This window comes from Klebsiella sp. K-Nf6, assembly GCF_002806655.1.
GTDB classification, from domain to species: Bacteria; Pseudomonadota; Gammaproteobacteria; order Enterobacterales; family Enterobacteriaceae; genus Klebsiella; species Klebsiella variicola.
The window spans coordinates 15,022-38,254 of the sequence record NZ_PIBN01000008.1; the positions used below are offsets into that span (position 1 = coordinate 15,022).

The following is a 23,233-nucleotide window of genomic DNA, read 5'->3' on the forward strand; positions in this document are numbered from 1 at the left end:
ATTGAACGACGTAATGCCCCGCCCACAGGCGAAAGCCCCCAAAGCGCTGACCCCGCTACTGGAAATCCGTAACTTAACCAAGTCGTTTGATGGCCAGCACGCGGTCGACGACGTCAGTCTCACTATCTACAAAGGCGAAATTTTTGCTCTGCTGGGTGCATCAGGCTGCGGGAAGTCGACGCTGCTGCGCATGCTGGCGGGCTTTGAACAACCGACCGCCGGGCAGATTATGCTCGACGGCGTGGATCTGGCGCGCGTGCCGCCCTATCAGCGGCCTATCAATATGATGTTCCAGTCCTACGCCCTGTTTCCCCATATGACCGTTGAGCAGAATATCGCCTTCGGCCTGAAGCAGGATCGCCTGCCCAGAGCGGAAATCACCGCCCGGGTGCAGGAGATGTTGGCCCTGGTACATATGCAGGAGTATGCCAAACGCAAGCCGCACCAGCTCTCTGGCGGCCAGCGCCAGCGTGTCGCGCTGGCGCGTAGCCTGGCGAAACGGCCGAAGCTGCTGCTGCTCGATGAGCCGATGGGCGCGCTGGACAAAAAGCTGCGCGATCGCATGCAGCTTGAGGTGGTGGATATCCTTGAACGCGTTGGCGTGACCTGCGTAATGGTGACCCACGACCAGGAAGAGGCGATGACCATGGCGGGCCGTATCGCCATCATGAACCGCGGCAAGTTTGTGCAGATTGGCGAACCGGAAGAGATTTACGAGCACCCGACCACCCGCTACAGCGCTGAGTTCATTGGCTCGGTAAACGTCTTTGAAGGCCTGGTGAAGGAGCGTCTGGAGGATGGCCTGGTGTTGAGTTCGCCAGGACTGGTGCACCCGCTAAAGGTCGACCCCGACGCGTCGGTGGTGGACAACGTGCCGGTCTGGGTGGCGCTGCGCCCGGAGAAGATCATGCTGTGCGAAGAACCACCAGCGGACGGCTACAATTTTGCCGTCGGCGAAGTGATACATATCGCCTATCTGGGGGATCTCTCTATCTATCATGTGCGCCTGCAAAGCGGGCAGATGATCAGTGCCCAGCTGCAGAATGAACACCGCCATCGGAAAGGGACGCCCACCTGGGGTGATGAGGTGCGTTTATGCTGGGATGCTGACAGCTGCGTAGTGCTGACGGTGTAAGGAGAGGGCGATGAGTACCGTTGAATCCCCGTCAGGGGAGAAAAAACCGGGCGGTTTCGCATTGTGGGTGGCACGCCTGCAGATGGCGCATGGCCGCAAGCTGGTGATTGCGCTGCCCTATCTGTGGCTGATCCTGTTGTTTATGCTGCCGTTCCTGATCGTGTTCAAGATAAGCCTTGCCGAGATGGCGCGGGCGATCCCTCCCTACACCGAACTGATGGAGTGGGCGGATGGCCAGCTGACGCTGACCCTCAACTTTGCCAACTTCCTGCAGTTGACCGACGATCCGCTCTATTTTGAAGCTTATCTCCAGTCGCTGCAGGTGGCGGGCATATCGACGATCTGCTGCCTGCTGCTGGGCTATCCGCTGGCCTGGGCGGTGGCGCACAGCAAGCCGTCGACGCGCAATATTCTGCTACTGCTGGTGATCCTTCCGTCGTGGACGTCATTCTTAATCCGCGTCTATGCCTGGATGGGGCTGCTGAAAAGCAACGGCGTGTTGAATAACTTCCTGCTGTGGTTAGGGGTTATCGATCAGCCGCTGGAGATCCTGCACACCAACCTGGCGGTGTATATCGGTATCGTGTATGCCTACCTGCCGTTTATGGTGCTGCCGATCTACACCGCGCTGACCCGCATCGACTATTCGCTGGTGGAGGCCTCGCTGGATCTCGGCGCCCGGCCGCTGAAGACCTTCTTCCAGGTGATCGTCCCGCTCACCAAAGGCGGCATTATCGCCGGCTCCATGCTGGTGTTTATCCCGGCGGTGGGGGAGTTCGTGATCCCGGAACTGCTGGGTGGCCCCGATAGCATTATGATTGGCCGCGTGCTGTGGCAGGAGTTCTTTAACAACCGCGACTGGCCGGTCGCCTCGGCGGTGGCGATTGTCATGCTGCTGCTGCTGATCGTGCCGATCATGTGGTTCCACAAGCACCAGCAAAAACAGATGGGAGAGCAGGGATGAACGACTTGCCGGTAGTACGCTCGCCGTGGCGCATTCTGATCCTCGTGCTCGGGTTCACCTTCCTCTATGCCCCGATGCTGATGCTGGTGATCTACTCGTTCAACAGCTCGAAACTGGTGACGGTCTGGGCCGGGTGGTCGACGCGCTGGTATAGCGAATTGTTCCACGATGATGCGATGATGAGCGCGGTAGGGCTGAGCCTGACCATCGCCGCCTGCGCGGCGACGGCGGCGGCGATCCTCGGTACCATCGCCGCGGTGGTGATGGTGCGCTTTGGACGCTTTCGCGGGTCTAACGGCTTCGCATTTATGATCACCGCGCCGCTGGTCATGCCGGACGTGATCACCGGTCTCTCGCTGCTGCTGCTGTTCGTGGCGCTAGGGCATGCCATTGGCTGGCCGTCGGACCGCGGGATGTTAACCATCTGGCTGGCGCACGTCACCTTCTGTACCGCCTACGTGGCGGTGGTGATCTCCTCGCGTTTGCGCGAGCTGGACCACTCGATCGAAGAGGCGGCGATGGATCTGGGCGCCGCGCCGCTGAAGGTCTTTTTCGTCATCACGCTGCCGATGATTATGCCAGCGGTGATCTCCGGCTGGCTGCTGGCGTTCACGCTGTCGCTGGATGACCTGGTGATCGCCAGCTTTGTCTCCGGTCCCGGGGCCACGACGTTACCGATGCTGGTCTTCTCCAGCGTGCGTATGGGGGTCAACCCGGAGATTAACGCCCTGGCGACGCTCATCCTTGGCGTGGTCGGTATTGTTGGTTTTATCGCCTGGTATTTGATGGCCCGCGCAGAAAAGCAGCGAGTGCGCGATATCCAGCGTGCAAGACAAGGCTGAACCACCTAAAATCGGTACAGCAGCCTCCGGTCGGCGCCACCCTGTGGCGCCGTTTTCATGGAAGACATTACGTTGGGATTGTTTACGAAAACTCGCTCATCGCATGCCCGCCTTAACGTCCCTGCGCTGGTGCAGGTGGCGGCCTTTGCTATTATTTTGATCCGCGCTCTGGACCTGCTGATGATCCTCAATCTGTTGGGTCTGCAGGGGCTGAACGAATTCATACACCGCAGCGTCCAGACCTGGAACCTGACGCTGGTCTTCCTCGGCAGCCTGGCGCTGGTATTTGTCGAAATCTGGTGCGCCTTCTCGCTGGTGAAAGGGCGCAACTGGGCGCGCTGGGTCTATCTGCTGACGCAGATTATCGCCGCCGGCTACCTGTGGGCGGCGTCGCTGGGCTACGGGTATCCGGAACTGTTCAGCATTCCCGGCGAATCGAAACGGGAGATTTTCCACTCGCTGGTGATGCAAAAACTGCCGGATCTGCTGGTTCTGACGCTGCTGTTTGTGCCGGCGAACTGCCGTCGGTTTTTCCGCCTGCAATAACGGTGATACAATCCCCGCCCCTGGATTTTTGAAGGTCAATTATGCATTGCGCACTCTACGAAGCCGGCCGCTGCCGCTCCTGTCAATGGCTGGAGCGGCCGGTCCCGCAACAGCTCGCCGATAAAATGGCCGATCTGCGCACGCTGCTGGCGGCGATCCCGGTCGCTGCCTGGGGCGAGCCGGTCAGCGGGCCAGAGACGGCCTTTCGTAACAAGGCCAAGATGGTGGTCAGCGGCAGCGTTGAGCGTCCGCTGCTGGGGATGCTGCATCGCGATGGCACCCCGGTGGATCTCACCGACTGCCCGCTCTATCCTTCATCGTTTGCGCCGGTGTTTGCCGTCCTGAAGCCCTTTATCGCCCGCGCCGGGTTAACCCCCTATAACGTCGCGCGCAAGCGCGGGGAGCTGAAATATCTGCTGCTAACCGCCAGCCAGCAGGGGGAGATGATGCTGCGCTTCGTACTGCGCTCAGAGGCCAAGCTGGCTCAGCTGCGCGCCGCGCTGCCGTGGCTGCAGGCGCAGCTCCCGCAGCTCAAGGTGATCACGGCGAATATCCAGCCGGTGCATATGGCAATCATGGAAGGCGAGCAGGAGATCTTCTTCACCGAACAGCAGGCGCTGGGGGAGGTCTTTAACGAGGTGCCGCTGTGGATCCGCCCGCAAAGTTTCTTTCAGACCAACCCGGCGGTAGCCAGTCGGCTGTATGCCACCGCCCGCGACTGGGTGCGCGCGCTGCCGGTCCAGCATATGTGGGATCTGTTTTGCGGCGTCGGGGGATTTGGCCTGCACTGCGCGACGCCGGCGATGCGCCTGACCGGTATCGAGATTGCCCCGGAAGCGATCGCCTGCGCCAGACAGTCAGCCGCGCAGCTGGGGCTCAGCAATCTGCATTTTCAGGCGCTGGACTCGACGCAGTTCGCCACTCATGAAGCGGATATCCCGCAGCTGGTGTTGGTCAACCCGCCGCGCCGCGGCATTGGCGCCGAACTGTGCGACTATTTAAGCCGCATGGCGCCGCCCTATATCATCTATTCCAGCTGTAACGCTCGCACCATGGCGACCGATATTGCCCGTCTTCGCGGCTATCGCGTCGAGCGGGTCCAGCTGTTTGATATGTTCCCTCACACCGCGCACTACGAAGTGCTGACCCTGCTGGTCCGCGAAGTTTAAACAAAATGTGAAGGCTTTGCGCCGCTGAAATCAGGTAAGCTTGGCGCTGCATGTTTTGTTATTGGTGGGGGGAATCTAATGGCCAAAACCATTCTGCTGGTGGAAGATGACGAGGATATTGCCACGCTGCTGCGGCTCAATCTTCAGGATGAGGGCTATCAGATTGTGCATGAAGCCGACGGCGACCAGGCCCTTGTCCAGCTGGAAAAACAGGTCTGGGATGCGGTGATCCTTGATTTGATGCTGCCTGGCGTCGATGGCCTGGAGATCTGCCGGCGTATCCGTCAGATGACCCGTTACCTGCCGGTGATTATCATCAGCGCTCGCACCAGCGAAATGCACCGCGTGCTGGGCCTGGAGATGGGCGCCGATGATTATCTGGCGAAGCCCTTTTCACTGCTGGAGCTTATCGCCCGCGTCAAAGCGCTGTTTCGTCGCCAGGAGGCGATGGGGCAGAACCTGCTGATGGACGCCGGGCGCCTGTCCTGCCATGGCCTGAGCATCGATCCGCTGTCGCGCGAAGTGAAGCTGCGCGGCGAGGTGGTGGACCTGACGCCGCGCGAATTCGATCTGCTCTATTACTTCGCCCGCCATCCCGGTGAGGTGTTTTCGCGGCTGGCGCTGCTGGAGCAGGTCTGGGGATATCAGCACGAGGGCTATGAGCACACGGTTAATACCCATATCAACCGCCTGCGCAGCAAAATCGAACGTGACCCGGCGGAGCCGGACATTATTCTTACCGTCTGGGGTAAAGGCTATAAGTTCGCCCCGGTGTCGCAAGAGGCCGCCCCGTGATCCGCCGCTTAAGCCTCAGCCAGCGGCTGGCGCTGGTGGTGGTCTCCCTGTTGCTACTGTGCGCGGCGGCAGTGTGCGCCGTTCAGTTACACAGCAGCGCGCAGTATGGCAACGCCATGGTGCAGCGCCTCTCCGCCGGGCTGGCTCAGCAGATTGTGGCCCGCGAGCCGCTGGTGGACGCCCACGGCGAGGTCAACCGACAAACCCTGAAGTCGTTGTTTGACCGCCTGATGACCTTTAACCCCAGCGTGGAGCTCTATCTGCTGTCGCCGGATGGCGACCTGCTGGCCGATGCGGCGCCGCCGGGACATATCCAGCGCCAGCGTATCGATATGGCGCCGGTGCAGGCTTTTCTCACCGGCAGTGCGTCGCCGGTGTATGGCGACGATCCGCGTAGTCTCGACGGACGAAAAGTCTTCAGCGCCGCCCCGCTGCGCGTCGACGGGCAGTTGCGCGGCTACCTGTATATCATTTTGCAGGGAGAGACGTTTAATCAGCTGGCGGCCGACGCCTGGCAAAAAACGCTGTGGAGCATTGTTCTGTGGACGCTGCTGCTGGTGGCCCTGTTTGGCCTTCTGGCAGGGGGGCTGGCATGGTTCTGGGTCACCCGGCCGGTCCGCCTGCTCACCGCCCAGGTCGTGGCGAGCGGTCAGGACAGCATCAGCGCTATCAAAACCCTGGCGGCCCGCACGCCGGAGCCGCAGCCAGGTAACGAGGTGGCGATGCTCGAGAATCGTTTTATTGACCTCGCGCAGCAGATAGCCGGCCAGTGGGATCGGCTGGCCGACAACGACCGCCAGCGCCGCGAATTTGTGGCCAATATCTCCCACGATTTGCGCACGCCGCTGACATCGCTGCTGGGGTATCTGGAAACGCTGACCCTGAAGGACGAATGGCTGACTGCCGAGGAGCGCAGGCAATATCTCACCATCGCCCTGCGTCAGGGCAACAAAGTGCGCCATCTCTCGCAGCAGCTGTTTGAGCTGGCGCGACTGGAGCACGGGGGCATTAAGCCACAGCGCGAGCGTTTCGCGATGGGGGAGCTGATCTCCGATGTCGCACAGAAGTTTGAATTAACTGCCCGCACGCGCGAGGTGAACCTGCATATTGATGTGCCGGGACCGCTGCCGCTGATTAACGCCGATGTGTCGATGATTGAGAGGGTGGTGACCAACCTGCTCGATAACGCGATGCGGCATACTCCCGTCGGCGGGGAGATCCGTCTGGCGGTCTGGCAGGAGGATCAACAGCTCCAGGTGGAAGTGGCAGACAACGGAACGGGCGTCGATGCCGCGCTGCGCGACGATCTGTTCCAGCGGCCATCGGCGTTGTCTACCCAGGCATCGCGGGAGGATCGCGGCGGGTTAGGGCTGCTGATTGTGAAACGAATGTTGGAGCTACACGGAGGCGGTATCAGACTGGTGGAGTCGGTAAGCGGGGCGCGGTTCAGGTTCTTCGTGCCACTTTGAGATATTGCCGGATGGCGGATACGCCTTACCCGGCTACGGGGAAAGAGTAGGCCGGGTAAGCGTAGCGCCACCCGGCAAAAAAGTTACTCCGGGAACCACTGGTTGCTGATTTTCTGGTAGGTACCGTCGGCCTTAATCGCTTTCAGCGCGGTGTTCAGTTTCTCCAGCAGCGCCTTATTATCCGGGCGCACAGCAATGCCGAGTCCGGTGCCGAAGTATTGCGGATCCGTCACTTTCGGCGTGGCTGCGCCCAGCTGCGGGTTGGTTTTCAGCCACTCGTTGACCACCGCCGTGTCGCCGAACACGCCGTCGATACGGCCATTTTTCAGATCGATAATCGCATTCTGGTAGCTGTCATAGGCGACGGTCTTCACCTCAGGATGTTTATCCTGCAGATATTTCTGGTGAGTAGTGCCGTTTTCCATGCCAATCCGTTTGCCTTTCAGGTCATCGAAGGAATGGAACGCGTCTTTTTTGGCGATCACCAGCGCGGAGTTGGCGTAGTACGGGTCGGTGAAGGCCACCTGCTTGCTCCGTTCCGGCGTAATATCCATTCCGGAAATCACCGCATCATATTTCTTGAACTTCAGTGCCGGGATCAGGCTGTCAAACGCGTGGTTGGTAAAGGTACATTCTGCCTGCATTTGTTTGCACAGCGCTTTGGCCAGGTCGAGATCGAAACCGACAATCTGATTATTGGCATCCATCGATTCAAACGGCGGATAGGTTGCGGACACGCCGAAGCTGATTTTCTCTGCGGCGGCAGCGCCGAAGGTGAACGTGGTGAGCAGTGCAGCCAGAACTAACTTTTTCATCGTGGAACTCCCGTCTGTCAATCTTATGATTATTCGCCGTGTCTGCGGCATAGAGTGACAATGCCATTAAATGAATTTATATGCAATAAAAATGATTAAGTATTTTTAATGGCATAAAAAAAGACGGACAGGTGTTAGACTTGTCCGTCTTGTTGTCTGCTTTTTATGCAATATGCTCAGTCGCTAGTTACGTCGCTCGAAGGCCAGCGCTTTACGTTCCACCAGGCGCATCAGCAGCGTCAGCAGTCCGTTGACGATGAGATAGATAATCCCGGCGGCGCCGAACACCATCACGTCGTAGGTGCGTCCGTACAGCAGCTGGCCATGGCCCATCACTTCCATCAGGGTGATGGTATAGGCCAGAGAGGTACTCTTGAAAACCAGCACCACTTCGTTGGAATAGGACGACAGCGCACGCTTAAAGGCATAGGGCAGCAGGATCGCCAGGGTATCCTTTTTACTCATCCCCAGCGCGCTGCAGGACTGCCATTGCCCGTCGGGGATCGCCCGGATGGCGCCATAAAACAGCTGAGTGGTGTAGGCGGCGCTGTTAAGCGACAGGGCGATCAGGGCGCACAGCCACGGTTCGGAGATAAGATGCCACAGCCACGGATAATCCTGCAGCGAAGGAAACTGTCCGGGGCCGTAGTAAATCAGGAAGATCTGCACCAGCAGCGGCGTACCGGTAAACAGGGTGATATAGCCGCGGACTATCCACACCAGCCCCGGCGTTTTCAGCGTCAGGATTATGGTAAAAATCAGCGACAGGATCAGCGCCACGATAATCGACGCCACGGTCAGCGTCAGGCTGGTATGAAGCCCTTTCAGCAGTTCGGGTAAGTAGTCGAGCATCAGCCTGGTCTCCGTTCGAAGCGCGTCGCACGCTGGTCAATCCGCTTAAGGATGTATTGACTCAACAGGGTGATGACGAGATAGATTGCCGCCGCAATGATATACCAGTTAAAGGGTTCCTGAGTGCGAGTGGCGATGCTTTTGGTCTGCAGCATCAGATCGTTGACGCTGATCAGGCTCACCAGCGCGGTGTCCTTCAGCAGCACTAGCCACTGGTTACCGAGACCGGGAAGGGCATGGCGCCACATCTGCGGCATCACCAGGCGGAAGAAAATCGCGGCTTTCGACAGGCCCAGCGCCTGGCCGGACTCCCACTGCCCTTGCGGAACCGCTTTCAGCGCGCCGCGCAGCGTTTGCGAGGCGTAGGCGGCATACAGCAGCGACAGGGCGATCGCCCCGCAGAGGAACGGACTGACGTCAAAGTTCTCAATCTGCATCTGCACCGGGATCTGCGTGAACCCGAGCGGGATGGTGAAACCGTCAGAGAGCGTCAGCAGCAGCTGGGAAGAGCCGAAATAGATAAACAGCACCACCAGAATTTCCGGTAGTCCGCGCAGAATGGTCACAATGCCGGTTGCAAGCCAGGCTACCGGACGCCATTTCACTGACTCCAGTACCGCAAAGAGCATCGCCAGGACCAGGCCGATGGCGAGCGCGCAAACGGCAAGGCCGACGGTCATCCCGGCGGCGCTTGCTAATGGAAAAATTTCGTTCATTCAGTCTTACTTCTGGAACCATTTGTTATAGATGGTCTGGTAAGTGCCGTCTTTCTTCACTTTTTCCAGCGCAGCGTTAAATTTCTGCTGCAGATCGGTGTTGCCCTGACGCACGGCAATGCCCAGCCCGGTGCCGAAATAGGCTTTGTCGGTCACTTTGTCGCCCACGGCCGCCAGCTTCGGATTGCTCTTCAGCCATTCGGTGACCACGGCGGTATCACCAAAGACTGCGTCAATACGACCGTTCTGCAGGTCCAGCTTCGCATTCTGGTAGCTGTCGTAAGGAACGGTAGTAATTTCCGGATGTTTATCGGTGATGAATTTCTGGTGGGTGGTGCCGTTCTGCACGCCCACTTTTTTGCCCTTCAGCTGGTCAATGCTGGTGAACTTACCCTGCTGACCGACGAACAGCGCCGAGTTGTCATAATACGGGGTAGAGAACAGCACCTGCTTTTCACGCTCCGGCGTGATGTCCATCCCGGCCATGACCGCGTCGAAACGGCGGAATTTCAGTCCCGGGATCAGGCTGTCAAAGGCCTGGTTGGTAAAGGTACAGGTGGCATCGATCTCTTTACACAGCGCGTTCGCCAGATCGACATCGAAACCGACGATCTGGTTGTTGGCGTCCACCAGCTCAAACGGAGGGTAGGAGGCCTCGGTGGCGAAACGAATGGTCTGCGCGGCGGAAGCGGAGAGGCTCATGCCTGCGAGCAGGGCGGCAATCAGTACTTTTTTCATCGTCATTTCCCCGAAAAACATCAATGTGAAAGATAGTTTTTAAACGCGTCAGTTTGCGGATGCGTGAAGCAGGAGGCATCCCCTTGCTCGACGATATGGCCATTTTCCATATACACCACCCGACTGGCCGTCTTGCGCGCCACTTCAACTTCGTGGGTGACGATAACCTGGGTGATGCCGGTTTCAGCCAGCTCGCGGATAATGCTGACGATTTGAGCCGTGATTTCCGGATCGAGCGCCGCGGTAGGCTCATCGAACAGCAGGACCTGCGGCTCCATCATCAGCGCGCGGGCGATAGCCACACGCTGCTGCTGGCCGCCGGATAAATGCAGCGGATAGCGATCGCTGTAAGGCTTCAGACGCAGGCGTTCCAGCAGCTTCTCTGCACGAGCCAGCGCCTGATCCTTGCTTAACCCCAGTACGCGACAGGGGGCTTCGATCAGGTTTTGCTGCACCGTCAGGTGCGGCCACAGGTTGTACTGCTGAAAGACCATGCCGACGTTCTGACGCAGCTCGCGAATCGCTTTATCGGACGGCGCTTTGGTGAAGTCGAATTGGTTGCCGGCGATGGATAACGAACCGGAACGCGGCATCTCCAGCAGGTTGAGTACGCGCAGCAGCGAGCTCTTCCCGGCACCGCTGGGGCCGAGCAGCACCAGCGTTTCCCCCTGCGGGCAATCCAGCGTGATGTCGAACAGCGCCTGGTGCGCGCCGTAGAAGCAATTAATGCCGTTTAGTTTAATACTCATCTGGGCAGTCTGATACGAATAGCTATTGAGGCCGCAAATACTACCTTTGGCAGAATAGTTATGCAATATTTATGCGTTAAAAGTTAAATCTAAACCACGTTTAGCTTTAAAGTTAGCACAAAATATGGCCTGGTGGGTGAGGGGGGCGCAAATGTCGGCATTCCCGGGGCGAATACCGACATTTTACCGGGGTTATCGTTTCAGCGACGTGGCTTCAACTCCGGAATCAGCGTTTCTCCAGACTCTGTCGCAAGGAACCCGCTGGTGCGTGGCTGTTATTGCCGAGATAGCGAACGTCATCGACGGCCCAGCACTGGCCTTCCTGGATCATCAGCACTTCATCTTTCCAGCTTTGGGTGCCCTGTTTCAGTTCGACGCGTAGCGGAATATTGCGCGCATCACGGTTCGGGATGGTGGAGGCGCTGGCAACGACGGCGCTGTCCGCCGGGGTGCTGCTGCTGGAGAACGGGTTAGCCTGTAACAGTTTGCTGTTGGCCGGATCCTGGCGGGCGTCGTTGAGTAACTGCGCCAGCCCGTCGCTCAGATAGGGGCGCAGTGCTGCCGGATCCTGAGTGCGGTTCTGGATCTGGGTGTCATAGAATTTTTGCGCTACGTCGTCAGGGCCGCCTTCAACGCAGGGGCCGCTGCGAGTGCCATTATCTTTATAGGCCGGGGTGACGGTCGTACAGGCGCTGAGCGCCAGCGCGCAAGGGAGAAGTACAGCAAGAAGTTTGTAGCGCATGATGATTTCCTTATAAGCAAACTACGTTTTCAGTTTCCGTTAAAGCATAGCGTATAGCGTGCGGATTGTACTTGACGCAAAGAGCTAAGACCTTGATGTGACTACGGCCTTAGGGCAGGAAATCGACAATGAGCATCACAGAGTGATATTAAGGCAGGAAAGACCAGGCGTCGTTTAAAAATAAACAGACTTTTTGAGCAAACAAGAAACATTACCCGGCAATATGATAATGTTTCTTGAGATATAAGATTAATTACTTCTTCTTATAGATGTTAGCGGAGACGTGCAGTTTTTTATCGGTATTACCGGAGGAGAGCACGATAACGTCCGCGCCTTTTTCATCGGCCTTTTTAATCAGTTCTTCTCGGGCATCGCTCGGCGCAGTCTGGCCAGTAGAGGAAATGGTGCCGATTTTGGTATATTGCGTATGGACCTTATTAAAGGCTTCTTTCGTTAAAATCTCAGCGGAGAAGGCGTTCGCCGTTAAAAACAATGCTGCACCTGCCACTAAAGCTGCATATTTCATATTTTTAAACTCCATTGTTTATTTTGCTATCATCATGCTCTTGTTTTAACTGACCAATGAGCGGTTTCAGATTGTACTAACGCCGTTTTTTTTTCAAGTGCCATACTGCAATTTTATGACGTTTAGGTAACTATTTTTTAAACAAAAGATGACGTGGTTCTCATTGATAATTCTTGCTTTTTTTTGCCGGATGAACATAGGGGCGGCGCCAGACCTTTTTCCACTGTTGTTAGCTGAAAATTAGCTGAGGCGCCGGCAGGAGAAGGGGGCGGGGCGCTGACAGACATTCCCGGGAACATGGTTTATCATAAAGAAGAGCAGGGGCTACGCCCATGGTCATGCAGGTCACCAGGGAGACAAGATGTTAACGAATAAGCGAGAGAGTACGCGGGAGCAGCGAGCCGCGTTGTGGGCCACCCGAGATAATGTCCAGAGACATGCGCTGTCGATGAGTATGCCCTGGCTGGCCTTCGTCAACATCGCTTTCGCGTTAATGATTTTCTTCCGTAATTTCATCTTCACTTATTTTGATCAGAAGTTACTGACGCACCAGGCGGTTATTCCTTATATTGAAGTGGCGCTGATTGCGGTCATTATTATTTCGACTATTTTAGCGGTCATCGCCGTCACGCCACGGCTGGCGCAGGGGCGATATACGCTGAATGTTATTACCGGGCTGCTGCTGGCGCTCAGCCTGTGCTGGTCCCTGAGTAATTACTGTTTTATCTTTTTCTGGACCTTGCCCTTCGCCTGGCCACTGCTGGTGATTTTAATGACCACCGGCCTCACCGCGCTGTATCACCACTGGCCCGGAATTATCGCCTTTATGCTACCGATGTGGGTGACCGCCTTGCTGGCAGGGGTGCAGATTCACTATGACGCTGAAGTACGATTTTTGACCTTGTGGGCTATTTTTACGGCGATTTTGCTTTATGGGCGGCGTATTCTGCAGCGCTGGTATGACGAAGCCTGGGATACGCATCAGGAAAATATGCAGCTTATCCATCGGCTGGAAAGTATCGCCAACCAGGATGCCTTAACCGGAACGGCCAACCGCCGGGCACTGAATGCTTTTCTGGCGCAGCTCTGGGAGCAAAAAGCGCCGTTAGCGCTGATGATGATCGATGTTGATTACTTTAAGCGCTATAACGACCATTACGGTCATCAGGCCGGCGATGACTGCTTATTGTCTGTCGCGCAGGTGCTTAAAATGGCGGTGCGGGCTGAGGACGATCTGGTGGCCCGCTACGGCGGCGAGGAGTTTGTGGTGGCGCTGCCCGGGGTTTCCTTAGCGCACGCCACCGCCATTGCCGAGCGCATTCAGCAGAAAATCCACGACGCGGCCCTACCGCATGAAGCCTCAGCAGTGGCGGAGGTAGTGACCGTCAGTATGGGGATCGTGGCTTCCGATGGTACGGTCCCGGTGGAGGCGCTCATCGCCCGGGCGGACAGTGCGTTGTACCAGGCTAAAAATAAAGGACGTAATCAATGGTCTTATTAACCCGGCTCCACTGCCGGGCGAGGGAGAAGGGATGAAACGGATTGCGCGGATCGCCCTGCTGGCGCTGCTGCTAACCGGCTGTGCCGGGGAAAAGGGAATTATCGATCGCGATGGATACCAGCTGGACACTCGCTATCCGGCGCAGGCGGCCTATCCGCGAATAAAAGTGCTGGTGATCCACTATACGGCAGACAATTTTGATGTTTCTCTGGCGACGTTGACCGATAAAGAGGTCAGCTCCCACTATTTAATCCCCGAGCAGCCGCCGCGTTATCATCATAAACCGCGGATCTGGCAGTTGGTGCCGGAAGAGGATTTAGCCTGGCACGCCGGGGTGAGCTACTGGCGCGGCAGTACGCGTATCAATGATACGTCCATCGGCATTGAGCTGGAGAACCGCGGCTGGCAGAAGACGGCGGGCGTCAAAAGCTTTACCCCCTTCCATCCGGAACAGATAGCGGCCCTGATCCCGCTGGCGCGCGATATTATCACCCGCTACCACATCGCGCCGCAGAACGTGGTGGCCCATGCCGATATCGCGCCGCAGCGTAAAGACGATCCGGGGCCGCTGTTTCCCTGGCAACAGCTGGCGCAGCAGGGGATTGGCGCCTGGCCTGACGAGCAGCGAGTGGCCTTTTATCTGAACGGACGGCCGGCCAGCGATCCCGTTGACCCAGAGGTGGTGCTGGATTTACTGGCGCGCTACGGCTATCAGGTGACGCCGGAGATGACCCCCGCGCAGAAGAAGCGGGTGATTATCGCCTTCCAGATGCACTTCCGTCCGCAGCGCTGGGATGGCGTAGCGGATGCGCAAACTGAAGCGATAGCCGAGGCGCTGTTAGAAAAATATGGCCAGGGTTAGCGGTGAAGTTTACCGTGGTCGCGTAGCCAGGCGGCGGTACGCACAATGCCGTCGTCAAGCGTCACCACCGGCTGATAGCCCAGTTCATCCTGCGCGCGGGTGATGTCGAGCGTAAAATCAAAGTTAAGTTTGGAAACGCCGTAGTGGGTAAAGGCGGGCTCTTTGGCTGTTTTATCACCAAAACGTTCCATGCTGCGGGCAATAATATCCAGCATCGGGTAGGGAACTGAGCGGATCCGGCACTTGATGCCCAGCTCGTCGATCAGTTTCTGCACGATGCTTCGCAAGGTGCGCGGTTCGCCGTTGCTGATATTCCACGCGCGGGCGGAAGGAAGATGATCGCAGGCCGACTGGCTCGCCAGCCACATCGCATGCACGGCGTTTTCATAATAGGTCATGTCGACCAGCGCGCTGCCGCCCCGCGGCAACAGGACGCTGCCATAATGCTGCATCATTTGCGCCAGCCGGGGAATAAAGACTTTGTCGTGCGGCCCGAACAGGCTCTGCGGGCGCAGAATAGTAAAACGGGTATGCGGGTTGGCCTGCGCCAGCAGGTTGATCACCTCCTCGCTGGCCGCTTTGCTGCGGGCAAACTCGTTGGCGAAGCGGTGCGGGCGGAAATCTTCCTGGATATCGCGATGGTGGTGATAATCGAAATAGAGCGATGGCGAAGAGATATGGACGAAATTGCGTACCCCCCATGCTACAGACCATTCGCCCAGGCGACGGGTGGCGCGGACGTTAGCGAGATCGAAAGCCTGCTGGGTGCCCCAGGGCGATGTAAAACTCGAGCAGTGCCACAGGGTATCGATACCGGCGAGCATCACTTTAGCCTGCGAAGAGACCAGCTCGGTTAAATCTGCCGGGATGAATTCCGCCCCCATTTTGCTCAGAAGCTTACCCATCGCTTCGTTGCGCCCGGTGGCTCGCACGCTGATGCCCTTATTGCGCAGATATTCCACTGCGTTGCGGCCTAATCCGCTGGTCGCACCGGTAACCAGTACCTTCATATCACTCAACTGTCCCAGAAAAGAATTTCGTGCGCATTTTTCCGTGATTCTCCCGACTATGCAATGAGAATCATGAAAGAATAATACTTATCCTTCGTCTATGCCTGAGATTTGTTCGGCCAGCCGGGCGATGCGTTGCGCCATACCGCGGAAAATAAACAGATGCGCCGGGATCATCAGCAGCCAGTAGACCAGTCCGGGCATACCGTGCGGGTGCCACCAGGCGCGCACGTCCAGTTCACGACGCTCGCCTTTATCGTTAATCGTAAAGCTTAACCGGCCCAGGCCCGGCGCTTTCATGCCGAATAATAAGGTTAGCTGTTTTTCTTCCTCCACGATAATCACCTTCCAGCTGTCGACCGTATCGCCGGTTTGCAAATAGTCGCGCTGTGGCCGCCCTTTAGCTAAGCGGTGGCCGACCAGCAGGTCCATCGCACCGCGGGTTTTCCACAGGATATTGCCGAAAAAATATCCCTCTTTACCGCCGATTTGGTTAACGACTTGCCACAGCGCCTTGCGGCTCGCCTGGGTGGTCACGGTACAGCCAGCCTGCTTCGGAAAGTAGCCGTACTCCGGGCGCCAGCGGGCGAAGGCCTGCGCGTCGTAGCCCCAGTCGCTGGAGTTTACCAGCCGCTCTTCGTCTTTCAGCGTGAGGCGGACTGCCTGATCGAAGGGGATCAGCGTTTGCGGGATCAGCGCGCGCAGGGCGCGGTCGTCGGCAATCAGATCGTGCTTCAGCCCCTGGATCAGCGCCTTGGCGATGGTTGGCGGGACCGAGGTGATAACGTTAAGAAACCACACCGAGATCCAGCGCGTCGGCAAGGGGATGGGAATGAGAGGGCGATGTTTGCCGCTGACGGCCATAAAGCGAATGAACTGCTGCTGATAGCTTAAGACCTCCGGACCGGCGGCTTCAAAGACGCGGTGTTCGCGGGACGGATGGTTCAGCAGCTCAACCAGGTCAACGAGCAGGTTTTCCAGCGCGACAGGGGTGGTACGCGAGCGTACCCAGCGCGGGGGTGTGAGCACTGGCAGGTTATAAACCATGTCGCGCATCACCTCGAAGGCGGCAGAGCCGGCGCCGACGATAATCCCGGCCCGCAGTTCGGTCACGGGTACACCCGACTCTCGCAGGACATCGCCGGTTACCTGACGGGCGCGCAGATGGTCAGATTGTTCCTGCACCGGGGCCTGCAGCGAACTGAGGAATATCACCTGGCGCACTGACGACTGACGCAGGGCATCGCGCACATGCGTGGCCACCCGCCGCTCATGGGCGATAAAATCGCCGCCTTCGCCCATGCCGTGGACCAGATAATAAAGGGTATCGATGCCGGCGAGCAGTGCAGGCAGAGCCTGCGGCTGATTAAGATCGACTGACCGACAGGTGACGCCGGGCAAATCGAGCTTTTGCAGTCGGTCGATATGGCGTGCCGCCGCCAGCACTGAATAACCCCGCGCGCTTAACTCGCGCACCAAATGCTGGCCAATATAGCCGCTGGCGCCGAGCACCAGAACAGATTGCGACACGCCTGACTCCTTAGCGCTGTAAAAAAGCCTGCCAGTGAGCGACCACCTCGCTCAGCTGCTGACGATTGACATCCAGGTGAGTGACCAAACGGACGATTGGCGAGGCGTTGATCAACACGCCGCGCGACTGCATAAACTCGCCGAGCGCCGGGGCCTGCGCTTCGCCGACGCGCACAAACAGCATGTTGGTATCGTGGCGGGTGACGTCGGCGCCGATGGCGCGCAGCTGCTCCGCCATCCACGCGGCGTTGTCATGATCCTCCTGCAAGCGCTGCACGTTATTTTTCAGCGCGTACAGCCCGGCAGCAGCCAGAATGCCCGCCTGGCGCATGCCGCCGCCGACCATTTTCCGCCAGCGGACGGCACGGCGAATGTACGCCTCGCTGCCGAGCAGCAGCGAGCCTACCGGAGCGCCAAGCCCCTTTGACAGGCAGATGGTGAAGGAGTCGCAGTACTGGGCGATATCACGCAGTTCGCAGCCGTAGGCCACCACGGCGTTAAAGATGCGCGCGCCGTCGACGTGCAGCGCCAGGTCGCGCTGGCGGGTAAATGCCCAGGCTTCCTGCAAATAGTCGCGCGGCAGCACCTTACCGTTATGGGTATTTTCCAGGCTGAGCAGACGGGTGGGGGCGAAATGAATATCGTCGGGTTTGATTTTCGCCGCCACTTTCTCCAGCGGCAGCGAACCATCCGCTGCGGCGTCAATCGGCTGTGGCTGAATACTGCCGAGTACCGCCGCGCCGCCGGCTTCGTACAGATAGTTATGTGCCCCCTGGCCGACGATATACTCTTCGCCGCGCTGGCAGTGGCTGAGCAGACCAACGAGGTTGGCCTGGGTGCCGGTGGGCAGAAACAGCGCCGCCTCTTTGCCGGCGAGATCGGCGGCATAGCGCTGAAGTTCATTGACGGTAGGGTCGTCGCCATACACATCGTCCCCGACCGGGGCGGCCATCATGGCTTCCAGCATGGCACGCCCGGGGCGGGTAACGGTATCACTGCGCAGATCGATCACGGCTTTTCCTTGTTCTGGTTCAGAGTATGGCTTCTGTTTTACCTGAGCCAGTTGGTTTTCGCCAGTTCGATGACTTCATCGCCGCGCCCGCTGATGATCGCCCGCAGCATATACAGGCTAAAACCTTTCGCTTGTTCCAGCTTGATCTGCGGCGGGATCGCCAGTTCCTCTTTAGCGACGACGACATCGACCAGCACCGGGCCGTCGGTGCGAAAAGCGGTCTGTAGCGCTTCATCCACCTCGGAGGCTTTTTCAACGCGTATACCTTTGATACCGCAGGCCTCGGCGATGCGGGCGAAGTTGGTATCGTGGAGCTCCGTACCGTCGGTGAGATAGCCCCCAGCCTTCATCTCCATCGCCACGAAGCCCAGCACGCTGTTGTTAAAGATGACAATTTTCACCGGCAGCTTCATCTGCGCCAGCGACAGAAAATCGCCCATCAGCATGCTGAACCCGCCGTCGCCGCACATGGCCACTACCTGCCGCTCCGGCGCAGTGGCCTGGACGCCGATGGCCTGCGGCATGGCGTTGGCCATTGAGCCGTGGTTGAACGAGCCCAGCAGACGACGTTTGCCGTTCATTTTGAGGTAGCGTGCTGCCCAGACGGTCGGGGTACCGACATCGCAGGTGAAAATGGCGTCTTCATCGGCAAAATGACTGATCTGCTGCGCCAGATACTGCGGGTGAATGGCTTTATCACTGGGTTTAGCCAGATCGTCGAGGCCTTTTCGCGCGTCGCGATAGTGCTCCAGCGCCTTATCCAGGAAGTGGCGATCGGTCTTCTCTTCCAGCAGCGGCAGTAGCGCTTTCAAGGTCGATTTAATATCGCCCACCAGCGCCATATCGACCTTACTGTGCGCGCCGATGCTGCCGGGGTTGATGTCGATCTGAATAATTTTGGCGTCGGTTGGATAGAAGGCGCGATAGGGGAACTGGGTGCCCAGCAGGATCAGGGTATCGGCATTCATCATGGTGTGGAAGCCAGAGGAGAAGCCAATCAGCCCGGTCATGCCGACATCGTACGGATTGTCGTACTCCACGTGCTCTTTGCCGCGCAGGGCGTGGACGATGGGGGCTTTAATTTTGGCCGCGAACTCCACCAGCTCCTGGTGAGCGCCGGCGCAGCCGCTGCCGCACATGAGCGCGATATTGCTGGAGTAGCGAATAAGCTGCGCCAGCTTGCGCAGTTCTTCTTCCGCCGGAGTGACCGTTGGCAACGGCGCATGATACCAGTGGCTGCTGGCGCTCTCCGGGGCGGCCTTCAGCGCCACGTCGCCGGGCAGCACCACCACCGAGACGCCGCGGTTAATCACCGCTTTACGCATGGCGATGGCCAGCACCTGCGGCATTTGTTCCGGGGTGGAGACCAGCTCGCAGTAGTGGCTGCATTCGCGGAACAGTTCCTGAGGATGGGTCTCCTGAAAATAGCCGCTGCCGATTTCGCTGGAGGGGATGTGGGCGGCAATGGCCAGCACCGGCACATGGTTACGATGACAGTCAAACAGACCGTTAATCAGATGCAGGTTGCCCGGCCCGCAGGAGCCGGCGCAGACCGCCAGTTCGCCGGTCAGTTGCGCCTCGGCGCCAGCGGCGAAAGCAGCGACCTCTTCGTGCCGGGTGGGCATCCAGTCAATGGTGCCCATGCGGTTCAGACTATCGCTCAATCCATTGAGGGAATCTCCGGTGACGCCCCAGATACGTTTCACGCCAGCCTGTTCCAGCGTTTTGGCAATGTATGCGGCCACGGTTTGTTTCATGATCTCCATCTCCTTTTTGTGATAACGCCTTCAAGCTTAGATGAAACTGCAGGTTACGTTGCTGATTGCCCCTTATTTTTTGCTGGTTTTATTGCTGAAAAATTGTGCATACTCTGGGACCACACAGGGTGTAAAACAGGAAGCACATCATATGGTTAAGGGAATGTTAAACGCAGTAAATAAAACGCTGTCGCATGAAGACGCCGGTAAACTCTTGTTACGACTCGCCGTCGGCGGGTTAATGCTGTTTCACGGTCTGCACAAGCTGCTGGACGGCGTGGGCGGGATCAGCGGCATGCTGGTGGCGAAGGGGTTGCCGGGGTTTATCGCCTACGGTGTGCTGGTGGGGGAAGTGGTCGCTCCTTGCTTGTTAATTCTCGGCGTCCTGACCCGTCCGGCGGCGCTGGTGCTGGCGTTCACCATGGTGGTGGCGTGGCTGATGGTCGGTCTCGGCAAGACGTTTGCGCTTGATGCGGTGGGGGCGTGGGCGATCGAGAACCTGGTCTATTTCTTTGTTGGCGCGCTGGCTATTGCGCTACTCGGCGCGGGGCGTTATTCGCTGGCCGGTCAGTCGGCCTGGCGGTAAAAATGCCTCATTCGTCCTGGGGCGTAAAGTCGATACTGTTGTCGGTTTGCAACTTTTTCAGTCCGAGAAAGCGTTTATCTCATGTCGCCTGAGCGTTTATTGTCGCCAGGGATTTTCCCGGAGGCGGCGCATTGCGCCTTCTCCGGGCTATCCAATCGCACAGCGCTGTAGCCCCGGTAAGCGGTAGCGCCACCGGGGATTTTGACCTCAGGCCAGCACCAGATCGCTCTGCGGATGGCAGGAGCAGGCCAGCACATAGCCGTCGGCGATTTCGGCGTCAGTGAGCGTCATGGTGCTGGTGACGCTGTACTTCCCGGAAACCACTTTCGTTTTACAGCAACCGCAGACGCCGGCGCGGCAGGCGACGGTCACCGGCACCTTATTACTCTCAAGCGCATCAAGCAGTGTGGTGCCCACCGGCGCGTAAAACTCGCGCGCTGGCTGCAGTTTGGTAAATTTCAGGCCACTGGTCGCGGCCTCCGCCACTGGGGTGAAGAACTTCTCCTTAAAGAAGCGGGTGACGCCCAGAGCGGCAACATCCTGCTCGACCTTCTCCATATAAGGCGCCGGGCCGCAGGTCATCACGGTGCGGCTGGCTAAATCCGGCACGCTCTGCAGCAGCTCCCGGGTCAGACGGCCGGCGACAAAGCCATGAGTGGCATGATGCTCCGCCACCAGGGTGACTGGATACTGGCGCCACTCCTCGGCAAAGATCACATCCTCCGGCGAACGCACGTTATAGATCACCTGCACGTCGGCCTGCGGTCGATACTTCGCCAGCCAGCGGCGCATCGACATTATTGGCGTTACGCCGCAGCCGGCGGCCAGCAGCAGGAATTTATCTTCCGCTTTATCGTCGCAGGTAAACTCGCCCATCGCATCGGACAGCCAAAGGTAATCGCCGCGTTTGACTTCGCGGGTCAACCATTGCGAACCCGCGCCCTCGTCAATACGGCGAACGGTCAGCGTAATGTACTCGCTGACCCCCGGCGTGGAGGAAAGGGTATAGGCGCGCAGTGTTTCCGCCGAGTTATGCACGCTGACCAGGGCGTACTGGCCGGCGCGGTACGGATAGTAATCGTGGCACAGCAGCGAAAGGGTCCACACGTCCGGGGTTTCCTGGTGAATGTGGTGAACCTGCATCCGCCACGGGCACTGGGAGGTTGGCATGGTCATCAGGGACTCCTTATGCGCTCAGCAGCTGCTGCATATCTTGTTCTACGGTGGTCACCGAACGCAGACCAAACTTCTCATTGAGGACCGCCAGCAGATCCGGAGTGAAGAAGCCAGGCGCTGTCGGGCCGGTGACGATGTTTTTCACCCCCAGCGACAGTAGCGTCAGCAGAATGACGATCGCTTTTTGTTCAAACCAGGAGAGCACCAGCGACAGCGGTAGATCGTTAACGCCGCAGCCCAGTTTTTCCGCCAGCGTCACTGCCAGAATAATTGCCGAGTAGGCATCGTTGCACTGACCGGCGTCGACCAGACGCGGCAGGCCTTCGATATCACCGAAGTCCAGCTTGTTGAAGCGATATTTACCGCAGGCCAGCGTCAGGATCAGGCAGTCGTCCGGCACACTGGTGGCGAAATCAGTGAAGTAGTTACGTTCGCCGCGGGCGCCATCGCAGCCGCCGACGAGGAAGATGTGGCGCAGTTTTTCACGGCTGACCAGATCGATTAGCGTATCCGCTGCGCCAAGCAGCGTCTGACGGCCAAAGCCGACGGTGATCAGATGCGGGATTTCGCTGTACGGGAAGCCCGCCATCTGCTGCGCCTGGGTGATAACCGGGGAGAAGTCTTCGCCTTCCAGATGGTTCACGCCCGGCCAGCCGACGATGCTGCGGGTCCAGATACGATCGTCGTAGGCGCCGACGGTGGGGTCGATGATGCAGTTCGAGGTCATCACGATAGGGCCTGGGAAGCGGGCGAATTCCACCTGCTGGTTCTGCCAGCCGCTGCCGTAGTTGCCGATCAGATGTTTGAATTTACGCAGCTCCGGATAGCCGTGTGCCGGCAGCATTTCGCCGTGGGTATAGACGTTGACGCCGGTGCCTTCCGTCTGCTCCAGCAGGTTGTAGAGATCTTTCAGGTCGTGGCCGGAGATCAGGATGCACTTCCCTTCGGTGGCTTTAACGTTGACCTGAGTCGGCGTCGGGTGGCCGTATTTGGTGGTTTCACCGGCGTCAAGGATGCTCATCACCTGGAAGTTCATCTGGCCGATCTCCATCGAACATTCGAGCAGCGCGTTCATATCCGCAGGCCAGGTTCCCAGCCATGCCATGATTTTATGGTACTGGGCATAAATCGCGTTGTCGTACTGGCCGAGTACATGGGCGTGCTCCATATAGGCCGCCGCGCCTTTCAGACCGTACAGGCACAGCAGGCGCAGGCCGAGGATATTCTCGCCGATGGCGGCTTTATCTTTATTTGGGGCATAGTCTGCCGCCTGACGCTGCAGGTCACCCAGATCGTCGCTGACCAGGTGTAGATCGGCTACCGGGTTATCAACCGCGGCGCTGGCGTCGAGATTCAGGCACTGTGCTTTCAGCGCCTCACGCAGGGCAATCGCCTGACGGGCATAGCCGACGATACGCGGAGAATCGAAGTTGACGTTGGTCAGGGTGGAGAAGAAGGCGCGGGGGGCAAAGCTGTCGACCTCATGATCGATAATGCCATATTCGCGGGCCTTGAGCGCCCAGGCGGACAGGCCTTGCAGTGATGCAATCAGCAGATCCTGCAGATCGGAGGTTTCCGCTGTTTTACCGCACATCCCCTGCGCGTAAGAGCAGCCGTTGCCGGCTGGGGTACGAATGGTTTGTTCACATTGCACACAAAACATGGTCACACCTTTAAAGTTATATTTAATATACATGTTTAAGATTATGCCGCATGGCACAAGGTGAAAAGGCATTTCTGA

General features: G+C 58.2%; 23 protein-coding genes. 10 read left to right on the forward strand and 13 right to left on the reverse strand.

Annotated elements, in window-relative coordinates:
- Position 1: 1 nt before the first annotated feature.
- The 7 genes from potG (at position 2) to CWM61_RS14810 (ending at position 6,920) form a co-directional block, all read left to right on the forward strand.
- Positions 2–1,135: a putrescine ABC transporter ATP-binding subunit PotG gene (gene potG / locus CWM61_RS14780; RefSeq protein ID WP_074386615.1), complete on the forward strand. Its 1,134-nt coding sequence runs from the start codon at positions 2–4 to the stop codon at positions 1,133–1,135.
- Positions 1,136–1,145: 10 nt separating this feature from the next.
- Positions 1,146–2,099 (forward strand): putrescine ABC transporter permease PotH, encoded by a 954-nt coding sequence (potH, locus tag CWM61_RS14785; RefSeq protein WP_061155211.1) that lies wholly within the window; start codon positions 1,146–1,148, stop codon positions 2,097–2,099.
- Positions 2,096–2,941 (forward strand): putrescine ABC transporter permease PotI, encoded by an 846-nt coding sequence (gene potI, locus CWM61_RS14790; RefSeq protein ID WP_002896372.1) that lies wholly within the window; start codon positions 2,096–2,098, stop codon positions 2,939–2,941. The genes potH and potI overlap by 4 nt, the downstream gene beginning before the upstream one ends.
- A gap of 57 nt (positions 2,942–2,998) precedes the next feature.
- Complete coding sequence (locus tag CWM61_RS14795; protein ID WP_008805817.1) at positions 2,999–3,487, forward strand: YbjO family protein; 489 nt, start codon at positions 2,999–3,001, stop codon at positions 3,485–3,487.
- 41 nt (positions 3,488–3,528) lie between these two features.
- On the forward strand, positions 3,529–4,656 hold the full coding sequence (rlmC, locus tag CWM61_RS14800) for a 23S rRNA (uracil(747)-C(5))-methyltransferase RlmC (protein WP_100631460.1): 1,128 nt from the start codon (positions 3,529–3,531) through the stop codon (positions 4,654–4,656).
- Between the two features lie 78 nt (positions 4,657–4,734).
- Positions 4,735–5,451, forward strand: coding sequence for a response regulator transcription factor (locus tag CWM61_RS14805; RefSeq protein ID WP_025712995.1), 717 nt, complete (start codon positions 4,735–4,737; stop codon positions 5,449–5,451).
- A complete protein-coding gene (locus CWM61_RS14810) occupies positions 5,448–6,920 on the forward strand; it encodes an ATP-binding protein (RefSeq protein WP_061155208.1) in 1,473 nt (490 codons plus the stop codon). Before CWM61_RS14805 ends, CWM61_RS14810 begins: the two co-directional genes overlap by 4 nt.
- A gap of 83 nt (positions 6,921–7,003) precedes the next feature.
- Here the strand turns inward: CWM61_RS14810 and artJ are convergent, their stop codons facing one another.
- The 7 genes from artJ to yahO all read right to left on the reverse strand — a co-directional run bounded on the left by artJ (position 7,004) and on the right by yahO (position 12,058).
- Positions 7,004–7,735, reverse strand: a complete 732-nt coding sequence (artJ, locus tag CWM61_RS14815) for an arginine ABC transporter substrate-binding protein ArtJ (RefSeq protein ID WP_100631461.1) — start codon at positions 7,733–7,735, stop codon at positions 7,004–7,006.
- A 183-nt stretch (positions 7,736–7,918) separates the two neighbouring features.
- Complete coding sequence (gene artM / locus CWM61_RS14820; protein ID WP_008805822.1) at positions 7,919–8,587, reverse strand: arginine ABC transporter permease ArtM; 669 nt, start codon at positions 8,585–8,587, stop codon at positions 7,919–7,921.
- Positions 8,587–9,303 carry an arginine ABC transporter permease ArtQ gene (artQ, locus tag CWM61_RS14825; protein ID WP_023288989.1) on the reverse strand — a complete coding sequence of 239 codons (717 nt, stop codon included), beginning with the start codon at positions 9,301–9,303 and terminating at the stop codon, positions 8,587–8,589. Before artQ ends, artM begins: the two co-directional genes overlap by 1 nt.
- Before the next feature lie 6 nt (positions 9,304–9,309).
- Positions 9,310–10,041: an arginine ABC transporter substrate-binding protein ArtI gene (artI, locus tag CWM61_RS14830; protein ID WP_002896390.1), complete on the reverse strand. Its 732-nt coding sequence runs from the start codon at positions 10,039–10,041 to the stop codon at positions 9,310–9,312.
- Positions 10,042–10,061: 20 nt separating this feature from the next.
- On the reverse strand, positions 10,062–10,790 hold the full coding sequence (gene artP, locus CWM61_RS14835; protein WP_012968630.1) for an arginine ABC transporter ATP-binding protein ArtP: 729 nt from the start codon (positions 10,788–10,790) through the stop codon (positions 10,062–10,064).
- A 226-nt stretch (positions 10,791–11,016) separates the two neighbouring features.
- Positions 11,017–11,532 carry a lipoprotein gene (locus CWM61_RS14840; RefSeq protein WP_025712993.1) on the reverse strand — a complete coding sequence of 172 codons (516 nt, stop codon included), beginning with the start codon at positions 11,530–11,532 and terminating at the stop codon, positions 11,017–11,019.
- 253 nt (positions 11,533–11,785) lie between these two features.
- Positions 11,786–12,058: a DUF1471 family periplasmic protein YahO gene (yahO, locus tag CWM61_RS14845; RefSeq protein WP_008805825.1), complete on the reverse strand. Its 273-nt coding sequence runs from the start codon at positions 12,056–12,058 to the stop codon at positions 11,786–11,788.
- A gap of 361 nt (positions 12,059–12,419) precedes the next feature.
- Here yahO and CWM61_RS14850 point away from each other — a divergent pair, with 361 nt between their 5' ends.
- A complete protein-coding gene (locus tag CWM61_RS14850; RefSeq protein WP_100631462.1) occupies positions 12,420–13,559 on the forward strand; it encodes a GGDEF domain-containing protein in 1,140 nt (379 codons plus the stop codon).
- 31 nt (positions 13,560–13,590) lie between these two features.
- A complete protein-coding gene (locus CWM61_RS14855) occupies positions 13,591–14,421 on the forward strand; it encodes an N-acetylmuramoyl-L-alanine amidase (protein WP_100631463.1) in 831 nt (276 codons plus the stop codon).
- Here the strand turns inward: CWM61_RS14855 and CWM61_RS14860 are convergent.
- From CWM61_RS14860 to poxB, 4 genes are all read right to left on the reverse strand, one after another.
- The gene (locus CWM61_RS14860) at positions 14,418–15,431 is read right to left on the reverse strand and encodes an NAD-dependent epimerase/dehydratase family protein (protein ID WP_008805828.1); all 1,014 of its coding nucleotides are present in this window, start codon (positions 15,429–15,431) and stop codon (positions 14,418–14,420) included. The genes CWM61_RS14855 and CWM61_RS14860 overlap by 4 nt on opposite strands.
- Before the next feature lie 87 nt (positions 15,432–15,518).
- Positions 15,519–16,961, reverse strand: a complete 1,443-nt coding sequence (locus CWM61_RS14865; protein ID WP_100631464.1) for an SDR family oxidoreductase — start codon at positions 16,959–16,961, stop codon at positions 15,519–15,521.
- Between the two features lie 10 nt (positions 16,962–16,971).
- Positions 16,972–17,973, reverse strand: coding sequence for a low-specificity L-threonine aldolase (ltaE, locus tag CWM61_RS14870; RefSeq protein WP_100631465.1), 1,002 nt, complete (start codon positions 17,971–17,973; stop codon positions 16,972–16,974).
- A gap of 38 nt (positions 17,974–18,011) precedes the next feature.
- Complete coding sequence (poxB, locus tag CWM61_RS14875; protein WP_100631534.1) at positions 18,012–19,730, reverse strand: ubiquinone-dependent pyruvate dehydrogenase; 1,719 nt, start codon at positions 19,728–19,730, stop codon at positions 18,012–18,014.
- Between the two features lie 151 nt (positions 19,731–19,881).
- Between poxB and CWM61_RS14880 the strand changes: the two genes are divergently transcribed.
- Positions 19,882–20,316 (forward strand): DoxX family protein, encoded by a 435-nt coding sequence (locus CWM61_RS14880; RefSeq protein ID WP_074386433.1) that lies wholly within the window; start codon positions 19,882–19,884, stop codon positions 20,314–20,316.
- Positions 20,317–20,523: 207 nt separating this feature from the next.
- Here the strand turns inward: CWM61_RS14880 and hcr are convergent, their stop codons facing one another.
- Both hcr and hcp read right to left on the reverse strand, forming a co-directional pair.
- On the reverse strand, positions 20,524–21,492 hold the full coding sequence (gene hcr / locus CWM61_RS14890; RefSeq protein WP_074386432.1) for an NADH oxidoreductase: 969 nt from the start codon (positions 21,490–21,492) through the stop codon (positions 20,524–20,526).
- A 10-nt stretch (positions 21,493–21,502) separates the two neighbouring features.
- Positions 21,503–23,155 carry a hydroxylamine reductase gene (gene hcp / locus CWM61_RS14895; RefSeq protein ID WP_100631535.1) on the reverse strand — a complete coding sequence of 551 codons (1,653 nt, stop codon included), beginning with the start codon at positions 23,153–23,155 and terminating at the stop codon, positions 21,503–21,505.
- Between the last annotated feature and the right edge of the window lie 78 nt (positions 23,156–23,233).